This is a genomic window from Lysobacter sp. cf310 (genome assembly GCF_900114355.1).
Lineage (GTDB): Bacteria > Pseudomonadota > Gammaproteobacteria > Xanthomonadales > Xanthomonadaceae > Lysobacter.
Window position 1 is genome coordinate 1,480,553 of the sequence record NZ_FOSS01000001.1, and the last position, 15,645, is coordinate 1,496,197.

A 15,645-nucleotide genomic window follows, 5' to 3' on the forward strand; every position below is an offset into this window, starting at 1 on the left:
GCAAAGCACGTGGGGCCGCTCTCGGCGGCCCCAGGCCCTGGCCTTCGGCAGGCGGCCGGCCCCTAGGGACCGGCGCGCCCTTTGCTCAGACCTTCCAGGGCAGGACGTTCCAGAACCACAGGCCCCAGGCCGCCGCCAGGAACACCAGCAGGGCCAGACTGTGCCGCGCCTTGCGCCAGAACCCGAAGTCCGGCGCACGCCAGGCCGGCCACAGCCGGACCAGGCTGAGCAGGCTCAGCGCCAGCGGCAGCAGCGCCGACCACAGGGCTAGGCGCAGCAGCGGCGCGGGGTAGCTGAAAATGGCGTCGTTGCCGGCCGAGGCGATCTGGGCGAAGGCTACGCCGAACAGGACCGCGAACAGCAGCCAGCTCGCCGCGGTCCAGGCCAGCAGGCGCGCGCTGCCCTGCCCGGCCGCCTTGCGGTCGGCGGCCGGGCGCTTGCGCCGCAGCCAGGCGCCGGTCAGCACGCCCAACGCGGCCAACAGCGCCAGGCCCAGCGCCGCGTAGAGCAGGTTGGGATCGTTGAAAGCGCTGACCCGATCGAGCACGTCGTGGCCGTAAGGCGAGACGAAGCCGACCACCGCCCCGCCCTCGCGCAGGAAGGCTAGCCGGCCGGGGCCGTCGACCGCGCGGAACACGTCGGGCTTCTCCAGCACCCAGCGCGAGGTCTCGCCGCCCGCGGTCAACGTCAGATAGCCCTCGTCGGTGACGCCGACGTCGGCGTTGGACGCGGTCAGCAGCTTCTCGAAGGCGCGGTAGTTGCGGCGCTCGCCCTGGTACTTGCCTGCATAAGGCGCGGCGAGCTTGGCCGCGTCCTTGGACAGCGCCGGCAACGGCCCCGGCCGCGCGCGCTCGAAATAGCGCTGCAGCAACAGCGCCGGCAGCTCCGCGGCCAGACGCACGCCGGTGTCGGTGTTGGTGGACACGAACACGCCGAAGCCCAGCTCCGGCACCGCGACCAGATTGGAATGGAAGTACAGGGTCGCGCCGCCGTGCTCCAGGCTGTGCACCTGGCCGTACTGGCGACGGAAGTAGCCGTACGCGAAACCGGTCGCGTCCGGCGCGGTGCGGAACAAGGGCGCGCCTTCGAGCTTGGCGAACGCGGCCGCCGGCACGATGCGTTGGCCATCGAGTTCGCCGCGATTGAGCAGCATGCGCAGGTAGCGCGCCATGTCGGCGGCATCGCTGGACACCGCGCCGGCCGGACCGACCTGGGCGATGTATTCGAAACCCTCGGTCTTGTAGCCGCCCTGGCTGCGCAGGTGACCGTCGGACCACAGCCCCTTGAAGGCGGGCCCGGCATTGCGCGGATCCTGCGCACCCAGCGGCTCGCGGAAGGTGGTGCGGTGCATGCCCATGGGCTGGAACAGGTCGCGTTCGATCAAGGTCTCGAACGGCACTCCGGCCACGCGCGACAGCACCAGGCCCAGCAGGGTCACGCTGTAGTTGGAATAGACCGCATGCTGTCCGGCCTCGCGCACGCGCTGCGGGCGATGGCGCTGCACATAGTCGTGCAGGCTGAGCGCGGCCTTGGGATCCTTGGCGAACAGATGGCCGAACGCGGAGTCCTCGTAGCCGGCGGTGTGGGTGAGCAGATGGCGCACCAGCACCGGACGGTAGCCGTCGTCGGGCAGCTTGAGTTCGTCGGGCAGGTAGTCGTTGACCGGCGCGTCCAGCTTGAGCTTGCCGGCCTCGATCAGCTTCAGCGCTTCCAGGTAAGTGAAGGTCTTGGACACCGAGCCGATCCGGAACAGGCTGGCGTCGGCGGTGACCGGCCGCGCCGGGTTCTGACCGGCCAGGCCATAGCCCTTCAACAACAACGGCCCCTGCGCATCGACCACCGCCACGGTGACGCCGGCGATGCCGTAGCGACGGCGGTAAGCATCGACGACGCCGTCGACATAGGCGGCGACGTCCTGCGCGTCCAGGCGCGCGGGCGCGACCTCGGCGGACGCCGTCGGCGGCGATGGCGCCGGCGTCGATGCGGGATCGGCATGGGCGTAGCCGAGGCCGGCGACCAGCGCGGCGACGGCGAGCAGACGAGTGCAGCGCGACAACTTCATGCTAATGCTCCGGATTCGATCGATGGATAGCGCCAGGGATACCGACGCGCGCGTCCGCATTGCGTACGCGGATCGGCCGCGACGGCGTAGGCGCCGCGATAGGGAACTGCAGTACGTGCGATTCGATGCACGGCAGAGCTAGGGCGCAGGCCCGAGGCAGGAACGCACCAGCGCCTGCAAGGCGGGGCCGCCGCGGATCGGGTCGGCCACCGGCAGGCCCAACCGCAGGCTTTCGCCGGCGATCAGCGCCTGCGCGGCGTCGGCATCCAGATGCGCGGTGTTGAGACTGACGCCGGCGCAGCGGATCGCCGGATTGGTGCGCCGGCCCAGCAACAGATTGAGTTCGATGGTCTCCTCGATCGACGGCAGCGCATAGCCCGGATAACCGAGCACCTCGCGCCGCCCCGGCTCGTGGCAAACCACGATCGCATCGGGCTGGCTGCCGTGCAGCAAGGCCAGCGCCACGCCCGCGTAGGCCGGATGCGACAGCGAGCCCTGGCCTTCGATCACGTCCCAATGCGCGGGATCGGCGTCGGGACTCAGCCACTCGGCGGCGCCGGCGGCGAAGTCGGACACCACCGCGTCCATGGGCAGGCCTCGGCCGGCGATCAGGATGCCGGTCTGGCCGCTGGCGCGGAAATCGGCGTCGACGCCCAGCGCGCGCATCGCCCGCGCCAGGCTCAGCGCGGTGTACTTCTTGCCCAGCGCGCAATCGGTGCCGACCGTGAGCAGGCGCTGGCCGCTGCGCTTGCGGCCGCTGGCCACCGGCAGGCCCGGCGGCGGCTCGCGCACGTCGATCAAGCGCCGGCCATGCCGCGAGGCCTGTTCGCGCAAGGCCGGGATATCGACCAGGCGCGCGTGCATGCCGGCGACCAGGTCCAAGCCCTGCGCCAGCGCCTCCAGCAGCGCCGGCAACCAGTGCGCGGGGATCACGCCGCCGACGTTGGCCACGCCGATCACCATCGCGCGCGCACCGGCCGCGCGCGCCTGCGCCGGCGTGAGCGCGCTCATGCCCAGGCTCACGCCGCCGGGCAAGGCGTACTCGCCCAGGCAGCGCTCGCTGGCCCAATCGCGCAGGCCGAACGCGGTCTTGGCATACGCCGGCGCGGCGGTGTCGCCGAGAAACAGCAGATAGGGCTGCGGCAGATCCAGCATCGGCAGGGCATCGTTCGAACAGGCGGTAGCTAGCGACATGCGGGCATTCCGTTGCGAGACATTCCACGGGAGCGTGCCGCGCGGCGACGCGCGGCCCCGGTACGGGCGGGCTCAGAACCAGACATCGAATTCCAGGCCCACGGTGCGCGGTTGCAGGCGGACTGCCTGCCATTCGCGCAAGCCCTCATTCGGAGCCCTACGCCCGTTGACGGCATCGAAGACCGGTCCGATCGAGCTGTAGTCGCGGTTGTCGGTCAGGTTGCGCACGTACAGGCGCAACGTCCATCGGCCTTTTGATATGTCGGCATTGAGATTGAGCTGGCCACTGCTATCCAGCTTCACCGCCCGCGGATTGCTATCGACGTTGGTCTTGCGCTCGCCGAGCCAGTGATAGCTGCCGCCGATGTGGCCGGACATGCCCGCGGGCAAAGCGAAGTTGTAGTCGGCGGTCGCAGCCATAGTCCACTTCGGGACGCCGGGCAGATGGTCACCCTTGCGGCCACCCAAAGCCGGCTCCGCTTTGTTGTCGAGCAGCTTCGCGTTGGTATAGGACGCGTTGAAGCCGGTGAGAAAATTGGGAGTGAGCTTGAACGCCGAAGTCAGCTCGACACCCTCGCTTCGCGCCCGTCCGGCATTGGTCAGATAACTCAAGCCGTTGGCCGTCGTAGCCGAGAGCTGTATGTCTTTCCAATCGATCCGGTACGCGGCCAAATCGATCGACGCGCGTCCGTCGAGCAGCAAGGACTTCCAACCCAGTTCGTAGTTCACCAGGCTGTCGGCGTCCACCGTCGGCGGAACACCCGGCAAGGCGATATTGGGCCCGCCGGGCCGATAGCCGCTGGCCACGCGCAGGTACAGCATGTCGTCGTCGCTCAGATGCCAGCGCGAACCGAGCAGGTAGGTGACGACTTCCTCGGACGAGGCGCCAGGCGTGACCCCGACGTCGGCCAGGCTGCCGGCGCTGATGATCTGCTTGAAGCTCTGGTCGTTGCTCGCATAGCGCAGGCCGGCGGTAACGTCGAAGCGCTCGCTGAACTTGTAGGTCAGATTGCCGAACAGTGCGTGCTCGCGATAGCTCGACGGCAGATCGGCGACCAGCAGCGGGTCCAAAACAGTCGGCACGCCGGCCAGCGATTCGGCGCTGGCGCTTTGATGGTTGGTGGAACGCTCGTCGGTGTAGAACGCGCCCAGCATCCATTCCACCGGCCCTTCGGATTTGGACGCCAGGCGGAACTCCTGGGTCCATTTCTCCAATCCCAGCGTCAGCGGAAACACGGATCGACCCTCGGGCTCGCCAAGCAACGCCGGAATGATCGGCCCGTAGGACTTGCTCAAGTCGTTGACCTGCAGCAAGTCGGTCTTGGAGTAGCTGGTGGCGGACACGAAGTCCGCCCATTGCAGATTCCAGTTGAGCGTAGCTGCGAGATAATCCACCTGCTTCTCGAAGCGCTCGCGCACCGGCTTGCCGGTGGCGTCGCGGCCGAAGCTGGGCCGCAGGCTCAGGGCATCGAGCGTGACCAGGCTGTTGTCGTCGGCATCGATGAGCTGATGCAGGGCGGTCACCTTCAAGCGCACATCGTCGTTGGGCTGCCACAGCACGGACGCCAACCCGCTGCGTTGGCGCGTGTCGTTGATGCCCTGGCGACCGCTGAAGTGGTTATCGACCCAGCCCGGGGTGAACTCGTTGGCGAACGACGCGCGCAAGGCGAGCTTGCCGGGAATCAACGGCGCATTGACGCTGGCGCGCGCGTTCCAGCCGGTGCCATCGGCGCCCTTGACGTTGGACACGCCCACGCCGGCACGGCCCTCACGGGCGTCCAGATCGGGATCCTTGAGCACGTACTTGAGCAAGCCGCCCATCGCGCTGGCGCCGTACAGCGTGCCTTGCGGGCCGCGCAGCACTTCCACGCGCTGGATGTCGTAGGGCAGCAGATCGAGCAGGAAGGCGCCCGAGCGCGCGAGGTTGCCGCTGGAGCCCAGCGGGGTGTCGTCGATGTAGGCCGCGACCACCGCGCTCGGGCCCAGGGTCGGAATGCCGCGCAACGACACGCTGGTCTGCCCGGGCGTGCCGCCGTCGTCGATGGTCATCGCCGGCAGGTAGCCGTTGAGGTCGGACAACTGAGTGACGTGCTGGCTCTCCAGCTGTTGCTCACCGACCACGCTGATCGCCGCCGGTACCTTGCGCTCGTCCTCGGCGCGCTTCTGCGCGGTGACGGTGACGGTTTCCAGGGTCGCCGAGGGTTTGCGCTGCTCCGGTTCGGCGGCGGCGTCCTGCGCCAGGGCGATGGCGGGCGCGGCGGACAGGGCCAGGGCGATGCACCAGCCCAAGGCATTGGGATCGAGACGACGGCGATCTTGGTTCTGCATGAGTTCCCCCCGGGAATGGAATGCGACTGCGGATGAAGCACGAATGGTGCGGATCGATCGCTCAGCGCCAGACCTGGCCGAGCAGGCGACGGAAGTTGCCGCCGAGCACGGCTTCGATGTCGGCGTCGGCATAGCCGCGCTTGATCAGCGCTTCGGTCAGCTCGTAGATCTTGGTCGGGCGGTCGAAGCCCTCGATGTCGATGCGCTCGCGGAAGCCGTAGCTGGCCTTGTAGGCCGCGCGCAGGGCCTTGAGCTGGTCGGCCGGCATGGCGTCGTAGCCGTACAGATCGGCGTCGGAGCCGATGCCCACGTGCTCGATGCCGACCAGTTTGGCGACGTGGTCGATGTGATCGACGATGCCGTCGATGGTGGTCGGCTCCTTGGCGCCGACGAACATGCGCACGCCGGTGATGCCCATCACGCCGCCCTTGGCCGCGAGCTTGCGGATCGCCTCGTCGGTCTTCAGGCGCGGATGGTCGTTGAGCGCACGGCAGTTGGAATGGGTGATCGCGATCGGTCCCTTGGCCAGCTCGATCGCGTCCAGGGTGGTGCGCGCGCCGCAGTGCGATACGTCGATCAGCACGCCGACGCGCTCCATCTCCTGCACGATCGCCACGCCGTAATCGCTGAGGCCGCCGTCCTCGCGCTCGGTGCTGCCCGAACCGATCAGGGTCTGCGAGTTGTAGGTCAGCTGGGCGCAGCGCAGGCCCAGGCCGTGGAAGAACTTGACGTCGTCCTTGCTGCGAAACTGCTCGGCGTTCTGCACGCCGGCGATCACCGCGATCTTGCCGTCGCGCTTGGCGCGGTCCAGGTCGGCGGCGCGGTCTACCAACAGGAACAGGTCGCTGTGGCGGGCCAGGAAGCCGTGCCAGCCGGCCAGGTACTCGGCCACGCGCTCGCGCGCGTCGGCCCCTTCCAGCCCCCAGGCGTTGTGGAACACGTCGATGCCGCTGGCGCGGAAGTCGGCGATTTCGGCTGCGCTGAGCGTGCGCGTGTAGACGTCGGGCCGCAGGTCCAGACGCAGCGGCGCCAGCATGTCGATCACCAGCGCGCGTTCGACGAGGGCGCGGGCGCGCGCCGAGTAGCGCGCGGGCTCTGCGCGACGCGGCCGCTTCGCGGCGGCGGCGCCACCCAGATTGAGCGCCAGGGCGGCGCCCGCGGACGCGAGCAGCAGCGCGCGTCGGCTCAGGCGCGGGGACAGATCGTCGGTCATGCGAAGGACTCCGTGGAGGTCGGGGATAGGCGGGACGCGACGCCGTCGCCCCAGACGGCTGCGGGGCAATGGATGCGTCCGTCGCGGTAGAACACCGCCTGGTCGCGGTCCTGGGCGATGAACGTCGGCCCGTCGAGATCGGCGTAGTCGCAGCGCTGCGCGAGCACGAACGCGGGCGCCGCGGCCCAACTGCTGCCGAGCATGTTGCCGACCATGGTCTTCAGCCCCAGCGCCCGCGCGCGCTCGACCATGGCCAGGGCCTCGGTGAGGCCGCCGCATTTGTCGAGCTTGATGTTGACCACGCGATAGCGGCCGACCAGGGCCCCGACTTCGTCCAGGCCTTGCACGCTTTCGTCGGCGATCAGTTCCAGGCCGCAGTCCAGCGCATCCAGATCGGCCTCGTTGCCGCGCGCGAACGGCTGTTCGAGCAAACTCACGCCCTGCTCGTGCAGCACCGCGATCAGCGGCGCGATGCTGTCCAGGCGATAGCCCTGGTTGGCGTCCACCGCCAAGGTCGCGTCGGGGCGGGCCGCGCGGGCGGCGCGCACACGCGCGCAATCGGCATCGACGTCGCCGTCCAGCTTGAGTTTCAGCACGCGTGCCTGCGCATGCGCGCGCGCGCCGGCGGCGACGATCGCGGGATCGTCGGCGCCCAGGGTGAACATGGTCGTCAGCGGTTGCGGCGCGTCGAGGCCGGCCAGCGCCCACACCGGCCGGCCGGCCAACTGCGCTTCCAGTTCCCACAGCGCGCAGTCGATCGCGTTGCGCGCGCCGCCGGGCGGCAGTAGCGCGCGCAGGTCGTGGCGGTCGAGGCCGGATTCGATCGCCTCGCGCAGCGCGAGCAAACTCGCCTGCATCGACGGCGGGTCGTCGCCGAAGTAGTACACGCCGCTGGCCTCGCCGCGGCCGCGGCAGTCGCCCTGGCTCAGTTGCGCCACCAGCGCCGGCATCGCCGCGAAGGCGTGGCCGGCGATGCGCAGCGGCGCGCGCAGCGGCAGGGGTTCGATCGCGAGCTGCAGGCGGCGGGACGGCTGGGACATGCGCGCTGCGGCTCCGGTGGCGGATACAACCACGCGGCCCGTGGTTATTTTCTATATTTGAAAACCATTTTTTCCATTTCGTCAAGTTGGAGCCGAAACCGCTCGTCGGCGCGCACTTGCGTCGGACGCCCTGAGCTCAATATGATTGAGTACGCACTCAATTACTACCCCGCCATGGCCCGCCCCAAAAGCGAAGACAAACGCAACGCCATCCTGGCCGCCGCGATCCAGGTGATCGCCGAGCAAGGCGCGACCGCGCCGACGGCGAAGATCGCCCAACGCGCGGGCGTGGCCGAGGGCACCTTGTTCACTTACTTCAGCACCAAGGACGAGCTGTTCAATCAGCTCTATCTGGAGATCAAGACCGAGATGCACGAGGCGATGCTGTCGACCTATCCGCGCGACGCCGCGCTGAAGGAACGCGCGCGCCACATCTTCACCGGCTACGTGGCCTGGGGCGTGCGCCATCCGGCCAAGCGCAAGACCATCGCCCAGCTCGCCGTGAGCGAGCGCGTGACCGCCGAGAGTCGCGCCGAGGGCATGCGCATGTTCGCCGAGTTCGGCGCCCTGCTCGACGAGAGCATCGGCGCCGGCGCGCTGCGCGACCTGCCGCAGCAGTTCGTGTCTTCGATCATGGCGGCCTTGGCCGACACCACGATGGAGTTCGTCGGGCGCGAGCCCGCGCAGGCCCAGCGCTACACCGAGTCCGGCTTCGAAGCGTTCTGGAACGCGATCACCCACTGAATCACGGCGGCAACGCCGTGTTCGTTCGCCCGATTTAATGAGTGATTAAGCACTCACAAACCCCGCCACTCCACCCTTCCCAGGTACCCGCTCATGTCCTCTCAAGTCTGGTTAGTCACCGGCAGTTCCCGCGGCCTCGGCCGTCAAATCGTCGAAGCCGCGCTCGCCGCCGGCGAACGCGTGGTCGCGACCGCGCGCGATCCCGACAGCCTCGCCGACCTGGTCGCGCGCTATCCCGGGCAAGTGCGCGCGGTCGCGCTCGACGTCACCGATGCGACCGCTGCGCGCGCGGCGGTGCAGACCGCGATCGAGGCCTACGGCCGCCTCGACGTGCTGGTCAACAACGCCGGTTACGGCGAACTGGCGCCGTTCGAACAAACCGACGAAGCCGCGTTCCGCGCCCAGATCGACACCAACTTCTACGGCGTGGTCAATCTGACTCGCGCCGCCCTGCCGGTGATGCGCTCGCAACGCGGCGGCCGCATCCTGCAGATCTCCTCGGTCGGCGGCCGCATCGGCGCGCCGGGCCTGAGCGCCTATCAGGCCGCGAAGTGGGCGGTCGGCGGCTTCAGCGAAGCGCTGAGCCAGGAAGTCGCGCCGTTTGGCATCCGCATCAGCGTGCTCGAACCCGGCGGCATGCGCACCGGCTGGGGCGAGATCGCCAGCCGCAACCTGCCCGAGATCTGGCCCGACTACCGGCCCTCGGTCGGCGCCTTGGCCGAACTGCTGAGCCACTACCTCGGCAACGAGAACGGCGATCCGGCCAAGGTCGCGCTGGCCGTGCTGACGGTCGCGCGCATGGAGGATCCGCCGCTGCATCTGCTGCTGGGCAGCGATGCCCTGCACTACGTCGACGCCGCCGAATCCGCGCGTGCGGCGCAGGCGCAACGCTGGCGCGAGCTGAGCATGTCCATCGATCATGCCGCGCCGACGATCCCGTCGCTGCCGCAAGCCTGAGGCCGCCGCCATGAAGGTGCTGATCTTCGGCGTCACCGGCATGCTCGGCCAGGGCGTGCTGCGCGAATGCCTGCGCGCGGACGACGTGAGCCAGGTCACCACGATCGGGCGCAAAGCCAGCGGCGTGCACGATCCCAAACTGCGGGAGATCGTGCACGCCGACCTGTACGACTACCGCGCGATCGAGGACCGCCTGCGCGGCTACGACGCCTGCTATTTCTGCCTGGGGGTGTCCGCCGGCGGCATGAACGAGGCCGACTACAGCCGCATCACCTACGAGCTCACCCTCGCCGCCGCCCAGACCCTGGCGCGTCTGAATCCGGGCATGCGCTTGGTCTACGTCTCCGGCGCCGGCACCGACAGCAGCGAGCGCGGCCGCAGCATGTGGGCGCGGGTCAAGGGCCGTACCGAGAACGCGCTGCAGCGGTTGCCGTTCCAGGCCGTGTACCTGTTCCGTCCCGGCGTGATCCAGCCGCTGCACGGCGCGCGTTCGAGCACGCCCGCCTATCGCTGGTTCTACACCCTGACCAAGCCGCTGCTGTCGCCGCTGCGCGCGCTGTTGCCCAATCGGATTCTGAGCACCGAAAGCATCGGCCTGGCCATGCTGGAAGTCGCACGCCATGGCGCGCCCAAGGCGGTGCTGGAAACGCGCGACATCCGCGCCCTGGCCGACAGAGCGCAGGCGCATGGCTAGGCGCGCACCGCATTCGCGCCGGCGCGGCATGCGCGGCGGCCTGGGCGGACACGCGCTGCGCTGGAGCGCGACGATGCCGGCGCTGGCCCTGATCGGCGCGCTGCTGGGCGCGGTGCTGCGCTAACGCCGCCAGCCCAGCACCAGCACGCCCGCGCCGACCATCGCGATGCCCAGCCACTCGCGCGGACTCGGCCGCTCGCCCAGGAACACCACCGCGAACACCGCCACCAGCAGCAGACTGAGCTTGTCCACCGGCGCGACCTGCGAGGCCTCGCCGATCTGCAGGGCGCGGAAATAGCACAGCCAGGAAGCGCCGGTGGCCAGGCCGGACAGGATCAGGAAGGTCCAGGTCCTGGCCGACAGCAGACTGGGATCGCTCCACTTGCCGGCGTAGACGACGAACATCGTCAGCGCGAGCACGATCACCCAAGTGCGGATGAGGGTGGCGTAATCCGAATCCACGCCGCGCAAACCGAGCTTGGCGAAGATCGCGGTCAGCGCGGCGAACACCGCCGAGCCCAAAGCCCACAAGAACCAGGTCGGTAAGCTGTGCATGCGCTGCCTCGCCACGTGCGGTCCCGCCCCGATTCTGCGCCTACCGCGGCCTCAGGCGGGACGCTCGCAGCGCCCGAACAGGTCCAGCTTGGGATCGTAGACCGAGCTGCGCACCTGCATCAGGCCCAGCACCGAATGGAACAGGTTGTCTTGGCTGGCCGGCTGCTCGGCCTCGCGACGCAGGCAGGCGCTGTCGATGCCGCGGCTGGCGGCGAAGCCCGGCGACAGCCACATCACCATCGGCACGCGCAGCTGGGTCTGCGGCGCGATCGCGTACGGCACGCCGTGCAGGAACAGGCCGTTCTCGCCCAGCGATTCGCCGTGATCGGACAGATAGATCATCGCGGTGTCGCGCCCGCTCTGCTCGGACAGCAGACGGATGGTGCGGGCCAGGAAGTCGTCGGTGCCCAGCACCGCATTGTCGTAGGCGTTGACGATCTCGGTCAGGCTGCACTGGCCCAGGTCCGAGGTCTCGCACACCGGCGTGAATTTCTTCAACCGCTGCGGATAGCGCTTGTAGTAGGCCGGGCCGTGGTTGCCCAACTGGTGCAGCACCACCACCACGTCGCCCGGGCGCTTGGCCAACTCGGCGTCCAGGCCCTGCAGCATGACCTCGTCCATGCAGCCTTCGGCCGTGCAATACGGCGCCTGCGTGCCGTGCTCGAAGGATTCGAAGGCCAGGCCGTCGCAGACGCCCTTGCAGCCGGTCTGGTTGTCGCGCCACAGGGTCTTGAGGCCGGCGTATTCGAGCACGTGCAGCAGCGACTGCGAATGCTTGATCCGGTCCTTGTCGTAGCGGCCGCGCCCCCAGGGCGAGAACATGCACGGCACCGAGACTTCGGTGGCCGAGCCGCAGGCGTGCATGTTCGGGAAGTTGATCGGAGCGATCTTGGCCAGCTCGGGCGTGGTCTGGCGCGCATAGCCGTTCAAGCCCCAATTCTGCGCGCGCACGGTCTCGCCGACCACGATCACCAGCAGACGCGGCTTCGCACCCGCGGGTCGGCCCACCACCTTGGCGTCCTGGCCGATCGGCGCGCGCGCGCGTTGCTTGCCGGCCTGATCCTCGAACGCGACCCGCGCCAGCGACATCACGTAGTTGCCCGGCGTGATCAGGTGGCGCACCTCGCGATGGTTGCGCATCAGCGAGGACAGGTTCTGGAACGACAGCAGCGCCGCGCCGCAGGCCAGGGCGAGCGCGCCGACCACGCAGGCACCGCGGATCAGCAGGGCGCGCTTGAACGAGCGCGGCTTCAGGCGCACGCGCCAGACCAGCAGCGACGGCAGCACGCCGTACAGGAACAGCGAGGGCAGCAACCGCCACGAGATCAGCTCGCCCGACTCCTTGCTGTCGGTGTGCAGGATGTTGCGGATCATGTCGGTGTCCAGGTACACCGTGTATTCGCCCATGTAGCGCACCGCCATCGCGGTGGTGAGCAGCAGCACGATCAGCACCGGCTTGGCGATCGGCCGGTACAGCACCAGACACAGCAGCAGCATGTTCAGGGCCGCGACCATCGCGAACAGGCTCAAGGCGGTCAGCCAGCCGCCCGGCCCGTGCAAGACGCCGGTCTGGGCCACCGCGGCGAAGAAGGAGCCGTTGCAGAACACGGTGAAGAACAGGCTGGCGATCAGCGCCAGGGTTTCCAGGCTCAGCTCCGGACGATAGGACAGCAGCGCGCTGGTGCGATCGGGCTGGGCGACCCGCGGCCGCGCGATCGCGCTCATGCGAGGTCCTGCCGGCGGGCGGCGAGCGGCTGGGCGCCGAGGACCTCGGCGCGTTCGAGCACGGCGACGTCGGCGCGCTCGTGCACCCGGTCGCGGCCCCAGAACACGCGGTACATGCCCAGCGCGCTCATCCAGCAGATCGCCACCGTCCACAGATCGTGCGAAAGGAAGTGGGCGCCGCGCAGCTGCTGGGACACGCCGAACAGCAGGCCGCTGCCGACACCGATCGCCAGGCCCAGCCAGCGCAGCTTCGGACGCGCCGCGAGGAAGAAGAAGTACAGCGCCATCCAGGCGTAACCGCCGCTGGCGTGGCCGGCCGGGAAGCAGACGCCGCGCGACAGGCCCACCGGGCGCAGTCCGAGCAGGCCGATGTAGGGCCGATCGCCGCCGTAGCGCAGCAGGTCCCAGGGACAGTCCATGTTCGACCAGGACTTGATCCAGGCCACCCCCGCCGTCGCCAGCAGGGTCGCGAGCAGCAGATAGGCCAGGGGCTTGCGCAGGTGTGCGAGGTCGGTGCGTAGGCGCGCCACCAGCCAGGCCACAGCGACCGCCAGCCAGGCCGCGGTGCTGAGGTCGCGGCCGCCGATGTGGATCAGGGTCTGGGTCGCGAACGCGTCCTTCAGCGCCCAGCGATGGCCCTGCCAGGCGTACAGCCGGTCCGCCACCCAGACGTCGCCGTGCAGCAGCATCAGGCCGACGGCGAGGATCGCGAAGGCCAGCAGGGGCAGCCAGAAGTGGCTGAAATAGAAGGACTCGTCGCGCGCGGCGGCGCCCGCGATGCGATCCAGGCCGGGATGGTGGGCCGGCCAGGACGGGCCGCTGTGCATGCTGTGCTTGGGTGCCGCGGGAGATTTCATCGAGTGCGGCCGGGGACGAGCCGGCGCGGAGAGGAGGCTGCGGCGATGATCGGAACGCGCGTGTCGGAGAGCGGTAGGAGCGGAATTCGGGCTTCGTTAAAAACGCGCGACGCGGCGGCCCGCAGCTAAACGCCGGCTGACCGCGAGCGCCACGCCGGGCGCGCGGGCGTAGGAGTATCGTTGCCGCCGTTCCCACGTCGTTCCGACGTGGCGGCATGAACACTGCTCGGTCGGGCGCATCGCGCGACCCGCGGACAGGGAGACTCCGGACGTATGCGTGTGCTGGTGGTGGAAGACAACCGGAGCCTGGTCGCGAACCTGTTCGAGTACTTCGAGGCGCGCGGCTACACCCTGGACGCCGCGCCCGACGGCGCCACCGGCCTGCATCTGGCCGTGACCCAGCGCTACGACGCGATCGTGCTGGATTGGATGCTGCCGCGCCTGGACGGCCACGGCGTGCTGCGCGGCCTGCGCGATGCCGGCAACGAAGTGCCGGTGCTGATGCTGACCGCGCGCGACGAACTGCCCGACAAGATCGCCGGCTTTCGCGCCGGCGCCGACGACTACCTGACCAAGCCGTTCGCGCTGCCGGAACTGGAAGTGCGCCTGGAGGCGCTGATCGCGCGCGCGAGCGGACGCGGGCGCAGCCGCGTGCTGCAGGTCGCCGACCTGCGTTACGACCTGACCACCCTGGAAGTCAGCCGCGGCGGTCGCGCCCTGCACCTGTACCCGGCCTGCCGCAAGCTGCTGGAGGTGCTGATGCAGTCCAGCCCCGCCGCGGTCACGCGCGAACGCCTGGAGCACGCGCTGTGGGGCGACAGCCCGCCCGACGGCGACATGCTGCGCTCGCATATCTACGAACTGCGCCGCAGCGTCGACGGCCCCTATCCGAGCAAGCTGATCCAGACCCTGCCGCGGGTCGGTTACCGCCTGGCCGAAGTCGCCGCGACGGACATGATCGAGGGCGCCCATGGCGGCTAACAAGAGCAGCCTGCGCCGGCGCATCCTGCTGGGCCTGCTCGGCTTCACCGCGCTGCTGTCGGTGGCGGTGATCGCGCAGGGCATCATCGTCAACGAGCATGTCGAGCGCCTGGTCTGGCAGACCCTGCTGGAATCCGAGCTGGATCATTTCAGCGAGCGCAGCCGGGTCGATCCGAACTATCACTGGACCGACACCGCCAGCATCAAGCTCTACGACGGCCGCGATCCCAAGCGCATCCCGGCCGAGTTGCGCGGCCTGCCCCCCGGCGTGCACGACGACATGCTGGTCGACGGCATCGAGCACGTGGCCCTGGTGCGCGACATCGACGGCCGCCGGATCACTCTGTCGCTGGACATCAGCGACCTGGAAACGCGCGAGTTCGACATGGCGCTGACCATCGCCGGCGCGGCCATCACCACCTTGCTGTTGCTGTCGCTGCTGATCGCCTTGGGCGTGAACCGGCTGATGCGCCCCCTCAGTACCCTGGCCGAGCGCATCGCGCGCCTGCGCCCCGACCAGTCCGGCCAGCGCATCGACGTGCCGCACGCGGCCAGCGCCGAACTGGTGGTGATCGCCGATTCGCTCAACGACTATCTGCAACGCAACGAGCGCTTCGTCGAGCGCGAACGCGCCTTCATCGACAGCGCCAGCCACGAGCTGCGCACGCCGATCGCGGTGATCGTGGGCGCGACCGAACTCGCCCTGGATCAGCCCGACCTGCCCGCGCCGGTGCGCCATCAGCTCGGCCGCATCCGCCGCACCTCGCAGGACGTGGAGCGGCTGATCTCGTTGCTGTTGGCATTGGCCAAGGATCCGGCGCGCCTGGCCAGCGCCGGCGACCGCGTCGCCCTGGATCAGCTGCTGCCGGAGATCGTCGAGGACCACCGCCAGCTCACCCGCGACAAGGACCTGCGCCTGACCCTGGCGCCGTTGCCGGCCAGCGCGATCGTCGCCCCGTTGCCGATCGTGCAGGCCGCGATCGGCAACTTGCTGCGCAACGCGATCGAACACAGCGACCGCGGCGAAATCGTGATCCGGTTGCAGGCGCCGGCCACGGTCACCATCGACGACCCTGGCCACGGCATGACGCCGGAAGAGATCAGCGCGATCTACGCGCGCATCGCCCGCGGCGGCGGCGACCGCGACGGCGGCGGCATCGGCCTGGACCTGATCTCGCGCCTGTGCGAACACCTGGGCTGGACCCTGAGTTTCGAGTCCGACGTCGGCCGCGGCACCCGCACCACCCTGGTCCTGAGCGGACAGGACGACGCGCCGCCGGCCTGAGCGACGCGAT

Annotated in this window: 14 protein-coding genes; 6 read left to right on the top strand and 8 right to left on the bottom strand. The window is 69.3% G+C overall.

The annotated features are described in order from the left end of the window. Positions 1 to 85 precede the first annotated feature (85 nt). From BMZ45_RS06520 to BMZ45_RS06540, 5 genes are all read right to left on the bottom strand, one after another. Complete coding sequence (locus BMZ45_RS06520; RefSeq protein ID WP_175488953.1) at positions 86 to 2,062, bottom strand: serine hydrolase domain-containing protein; 1,977 nt, start codon at positions 2,060 to 2,062, stop codon at positions 86 to 88. A gap of 138 nt (positions 2,063 to 2,200) precedes the next feature. Then, entirely contained in the window at positions 2,201 to 3,256 is a 1,056-nt protein-coding gene (locus BMZ45_RS06525; RefSeq protein WP_091633839.1) for a DUF1611 domain-containing protein, read from the bottom strand. Between the two features lie 72 nt (positions 3,257 to 3,328). After that, complete coding sequence (locus tag BMZ45_RS06530) at positions 3,329 to 5,584, bottom strand: TonB-dependent receptor (RefSeq protein ID WP_175488954.1); 2,256 nt, start codon at positions 5,582 to 5,584, stop codon at positions 3,329 to 3,331. Positions 5,585 to 5,645: 61 nt separating this feature from the next. Then, positions 5,646 to 6,797 (bottom strand): dipeptidase, encoded by a 1,152-nt coding sequence (locus BMZ45_RS06535; protein ID WP_091633844.1) that lies wholly within the window; start codon positions 6,795 to 6,797, stop codon positions 5,646 to 5,648. After that, on the bottom strand, positions 6,794 to 7,837 hold the full coding sequence (locus BMZ45_RS06540; protein ID WP_091633847.1) for a dipeptide epimerase: 1,044 nt from the start codon (positions 7,835 to 7,837) through the stop codon (positions 6,794 to 6,796). The genes BMZ45_RS06535 and BMZ45_RS06540 overlap by 4 nt, the downstream gene beginning before the upstream one ends. 141 nt (positions 7,838 to 7,978) lie before the next feature. On the opposite strand from BMZ45_RS06540, the gene BMZ45_RS06545 reads away from it, so the two are divergent. The 4 genes from BMZ45_RS06545 to BMZ45_RS22095 all read left to right on the top strand — a co-directional run bounded on the left by BMZ45_RS06545 (position 7,979) and on the right by BMZ45_RS22095 (position 10,356). After that, entirely contained in the window at positions 7,979 to 8,581 is a 603-nt protein-coding gene (locus BMZ45_RS06545) for a TetR/AcrR family transcriptional regulator (RefSeq protein WP_254776544.1), read from the top strand. Between the two features lie 93 nt (positions 8,582 to 8,674). Beyond that, a complete protein-coding gene (locus tag BMZ45_RS06550) occupies positions 8,675 to 9,538 on the top strand; it encodes an SDR family NAD(P)-dependent oxidoreductase (protein WP_091633851.1) in 864 nt (287 codons plus the stop codon). A gap of 10 nt (positions 9,539 to 9,548) precedes the next feature. Next, positions 9,549 to 10,232: an NAD-dependent epimerase/dehydratase family protein gene (locus BMZ45_RS06555; protein ID WP_091633855.1), complete on the top strand. Its 684-nt coding sequence runs from the start codon at positions 9,549 to 9,551 to the stop codon at positions 10,230 to 10,232. Continuing rightward, entirely contained in the window at positions 10,225 to 10,356 is a 132-nt protein-coding gene (locus tag BMZ45_RS22095; protein WP_256374541.1) for a hypothetical protein, read from the top strand. The genes BMZ45_RS06555 and BMZ45_RS22095 overlap by 8 nt, the downstream gene beginning before the upstream one ends. Here the strand turns inward: BMZ45_RS22095 and BMZ45_RS06560 are convergent. Genes BMZ45_RS06560 through BMZ45_RS06570 form a run of 3 tightly spaced genes read right to left on the bottom strand, consistent with a single transcriptional unit; the run spans position 10,353 to position 13,369 of the window. Next, complete coding sequence (locus BMZ45_RS06560; RefSeq protein ID WP_091633858.1) at positions 10,353 to 10,787, bottom strand: EamA family transporter; 435 nt, start codon at positions 10,785 to 10,787, stop codon at positions 10,353 to 10,355. The two genes, BMZ45_RS22095 and BMZ45_RS06560, sit on opposite strands and share 4 nt — an antisense overlap. A gap of 51 nt (positions 10,788 to 10,838) precedes the next feature. Beyond that, complete coding sequence (locus BMZ45_RS06565; RefSeq protein ID WP_091633861.1) at positions 10,839 to 12,512, bottom strand: phosphoethanolamine transferase; 1,674 nt, start codon at positions 12,510 to 12,512, stop codon at positions 10,839 to 10,841. Then, entirely contained in the window at positions 12,509 to 13,369 is an 861-nt protein-coding gene (locus BMZ45_RS06570) for a phosphatase PAP2 family protein (protein WP_254776545.1), read from the bottom strand. The genes BMZ45_RS06565 and BMZ45_RS06570 overlap by 4 nt, the downstream gene beginning before the upstream one ends. 273 nt (positions 13,370 to 13,642) lie before the next feature. On the opposite strand from BMZ45_RS06570, the gene BMZ45_RS06575 reads away from it, so the two are divergent. After that, the gene (locus BMZ45_RS06575) at positions 13,643 to 14,350 is read left to right on the top strand and encodes a response regulator transcription factor (RefSeq protein WP_091633866.1); all 708 of its coding nucleotides are present in this window, start codon (positions 13,643 to 13,645) and stop codon (positions 14,348 to 14,350) included. After that, positions 14,340 to 15,635, top strand: a complete 1,296-nt coding sequence (locus BMZ45_RS06580) for a sensor histidine kinase (RefSeq protein WP_091633869.1) — start codon at positions 14,340 to 14,342, stop codon at positions 15,633 to 15,635. The genes BMZ45_RS06575 and BMZ45_RS06580 overlap by 11 nt, the downstream gene beginning before the upstream one ends. The last annotated feature ends 10 nt before the right edge of the window (positions 15,636 to 15,645 follow it).

Excerpts from the sequence above, each read along its gene's own strand:
- BMZ45_RS06555 (WP_091633855.1), top strand. The coding sequence starts at position 9,549 with ATGAAGGTGCTGATCTTCGGCGTCACCGGCATGCTCGGCCAGGGCGTG.
- BMZ45_RS06565 (WP_091633861.1), bottom strand. The coding sequence starts at position 12,512 with ATGAGCGCGATCGCGCGGCCGCGGGTCGCCCAGCCCGATCGCACCAGC.
- BMZ45_RS06540 (WP_091633847.1), bottom strand. The coding sequence starts at position 7,837 with ATGTCCCAGCCGTCCCGCCGCCTGCAGCTCGCGATCGAACCCCTGCCG.
- BMZ45_RS06575 (WP_091633866.1), top strand. The coding sequence starts at position 13,643 with ATGCGTGTGCTGGTGGTGGAAGACAACCGGAGCCTGGTCGCGAACCTG.
- BMZ45_RS06530 (WP_175488954.1), bottom strand. The coding sequence starts at position 5,584 with ATGCAGAACCAAGATCGCCGTCGTCTCGATCCCAATGCCTTGGGCTGG.
- BMZ45_RS22095 (WP_256374541.1), top strand. The coding sequence starts at position 10,225 with ATGGCTAGGCGCGCACCGCATTCGCGCCGGCGCGGCATGCGCGGCGGC.
- BMZ45_RS06525 (WP_091633839.1), bottom strand. The coding sequence starts at position 3,256 with ATGTCGCTAGCTACCGCCTGTTCGAACGATGCCCTGCCGATGCTGGAT.
- BMZ45_RS06545 (WP_254776544.1), top strand. The coding sequence starts at position 7,979 with ATGATTGAGTACGCACTCAATTACTACCCCGCCATGGCCCGCCCCAAA.
- BMZ45_RS06570 (WP_254776545.1), bottom strand. The coding sequence starts at position 13,369 with ATGAAATCTCCCGCGGCACCCAAGCACAGCATGCACAGCGGCCCGTCC.
- BMZ45_RS06560 (WP_091633858.1), bottom strand. The coding sequence starts at position 10,787 with ATGCACAGCTTACCGACCTGGTTCTTGTGGGCTTTGGGCTCGGCGGTG.
- BMZ45_RS06520 (WP_175488953.1), bottom strand. The coding sequence starts at position 2,062 with ATGAAGTTGTCGCGCTGCACTCGTCTGCTCGCCGTCGCCGCGCTGGTC.
- BMZ45_RS06550 (WP_091633851.1), top strand. The coding sequence starts at position 8,675 with ATGTCCTCTCAAGTCTGGTTAGTCACCGGCAGTTCCCGCGGCCTCGGC.
- BMZ45_RS06580 (WP_091633869.1), top strand. The coding sequence starts at position 14,340 with ATGGCGGCTAACAAGAGCAGCCTGCGCCGGCGCATCCTGCTGGGCCTG.
- BMZ45_RS06535 (WP_091633844.1), bottom strand. The coding sequence starts at position 6,797 with ATGACCGACGATCTGTCCCCGCGCCTGAGCCGACGCGCGCTGCTGCTC.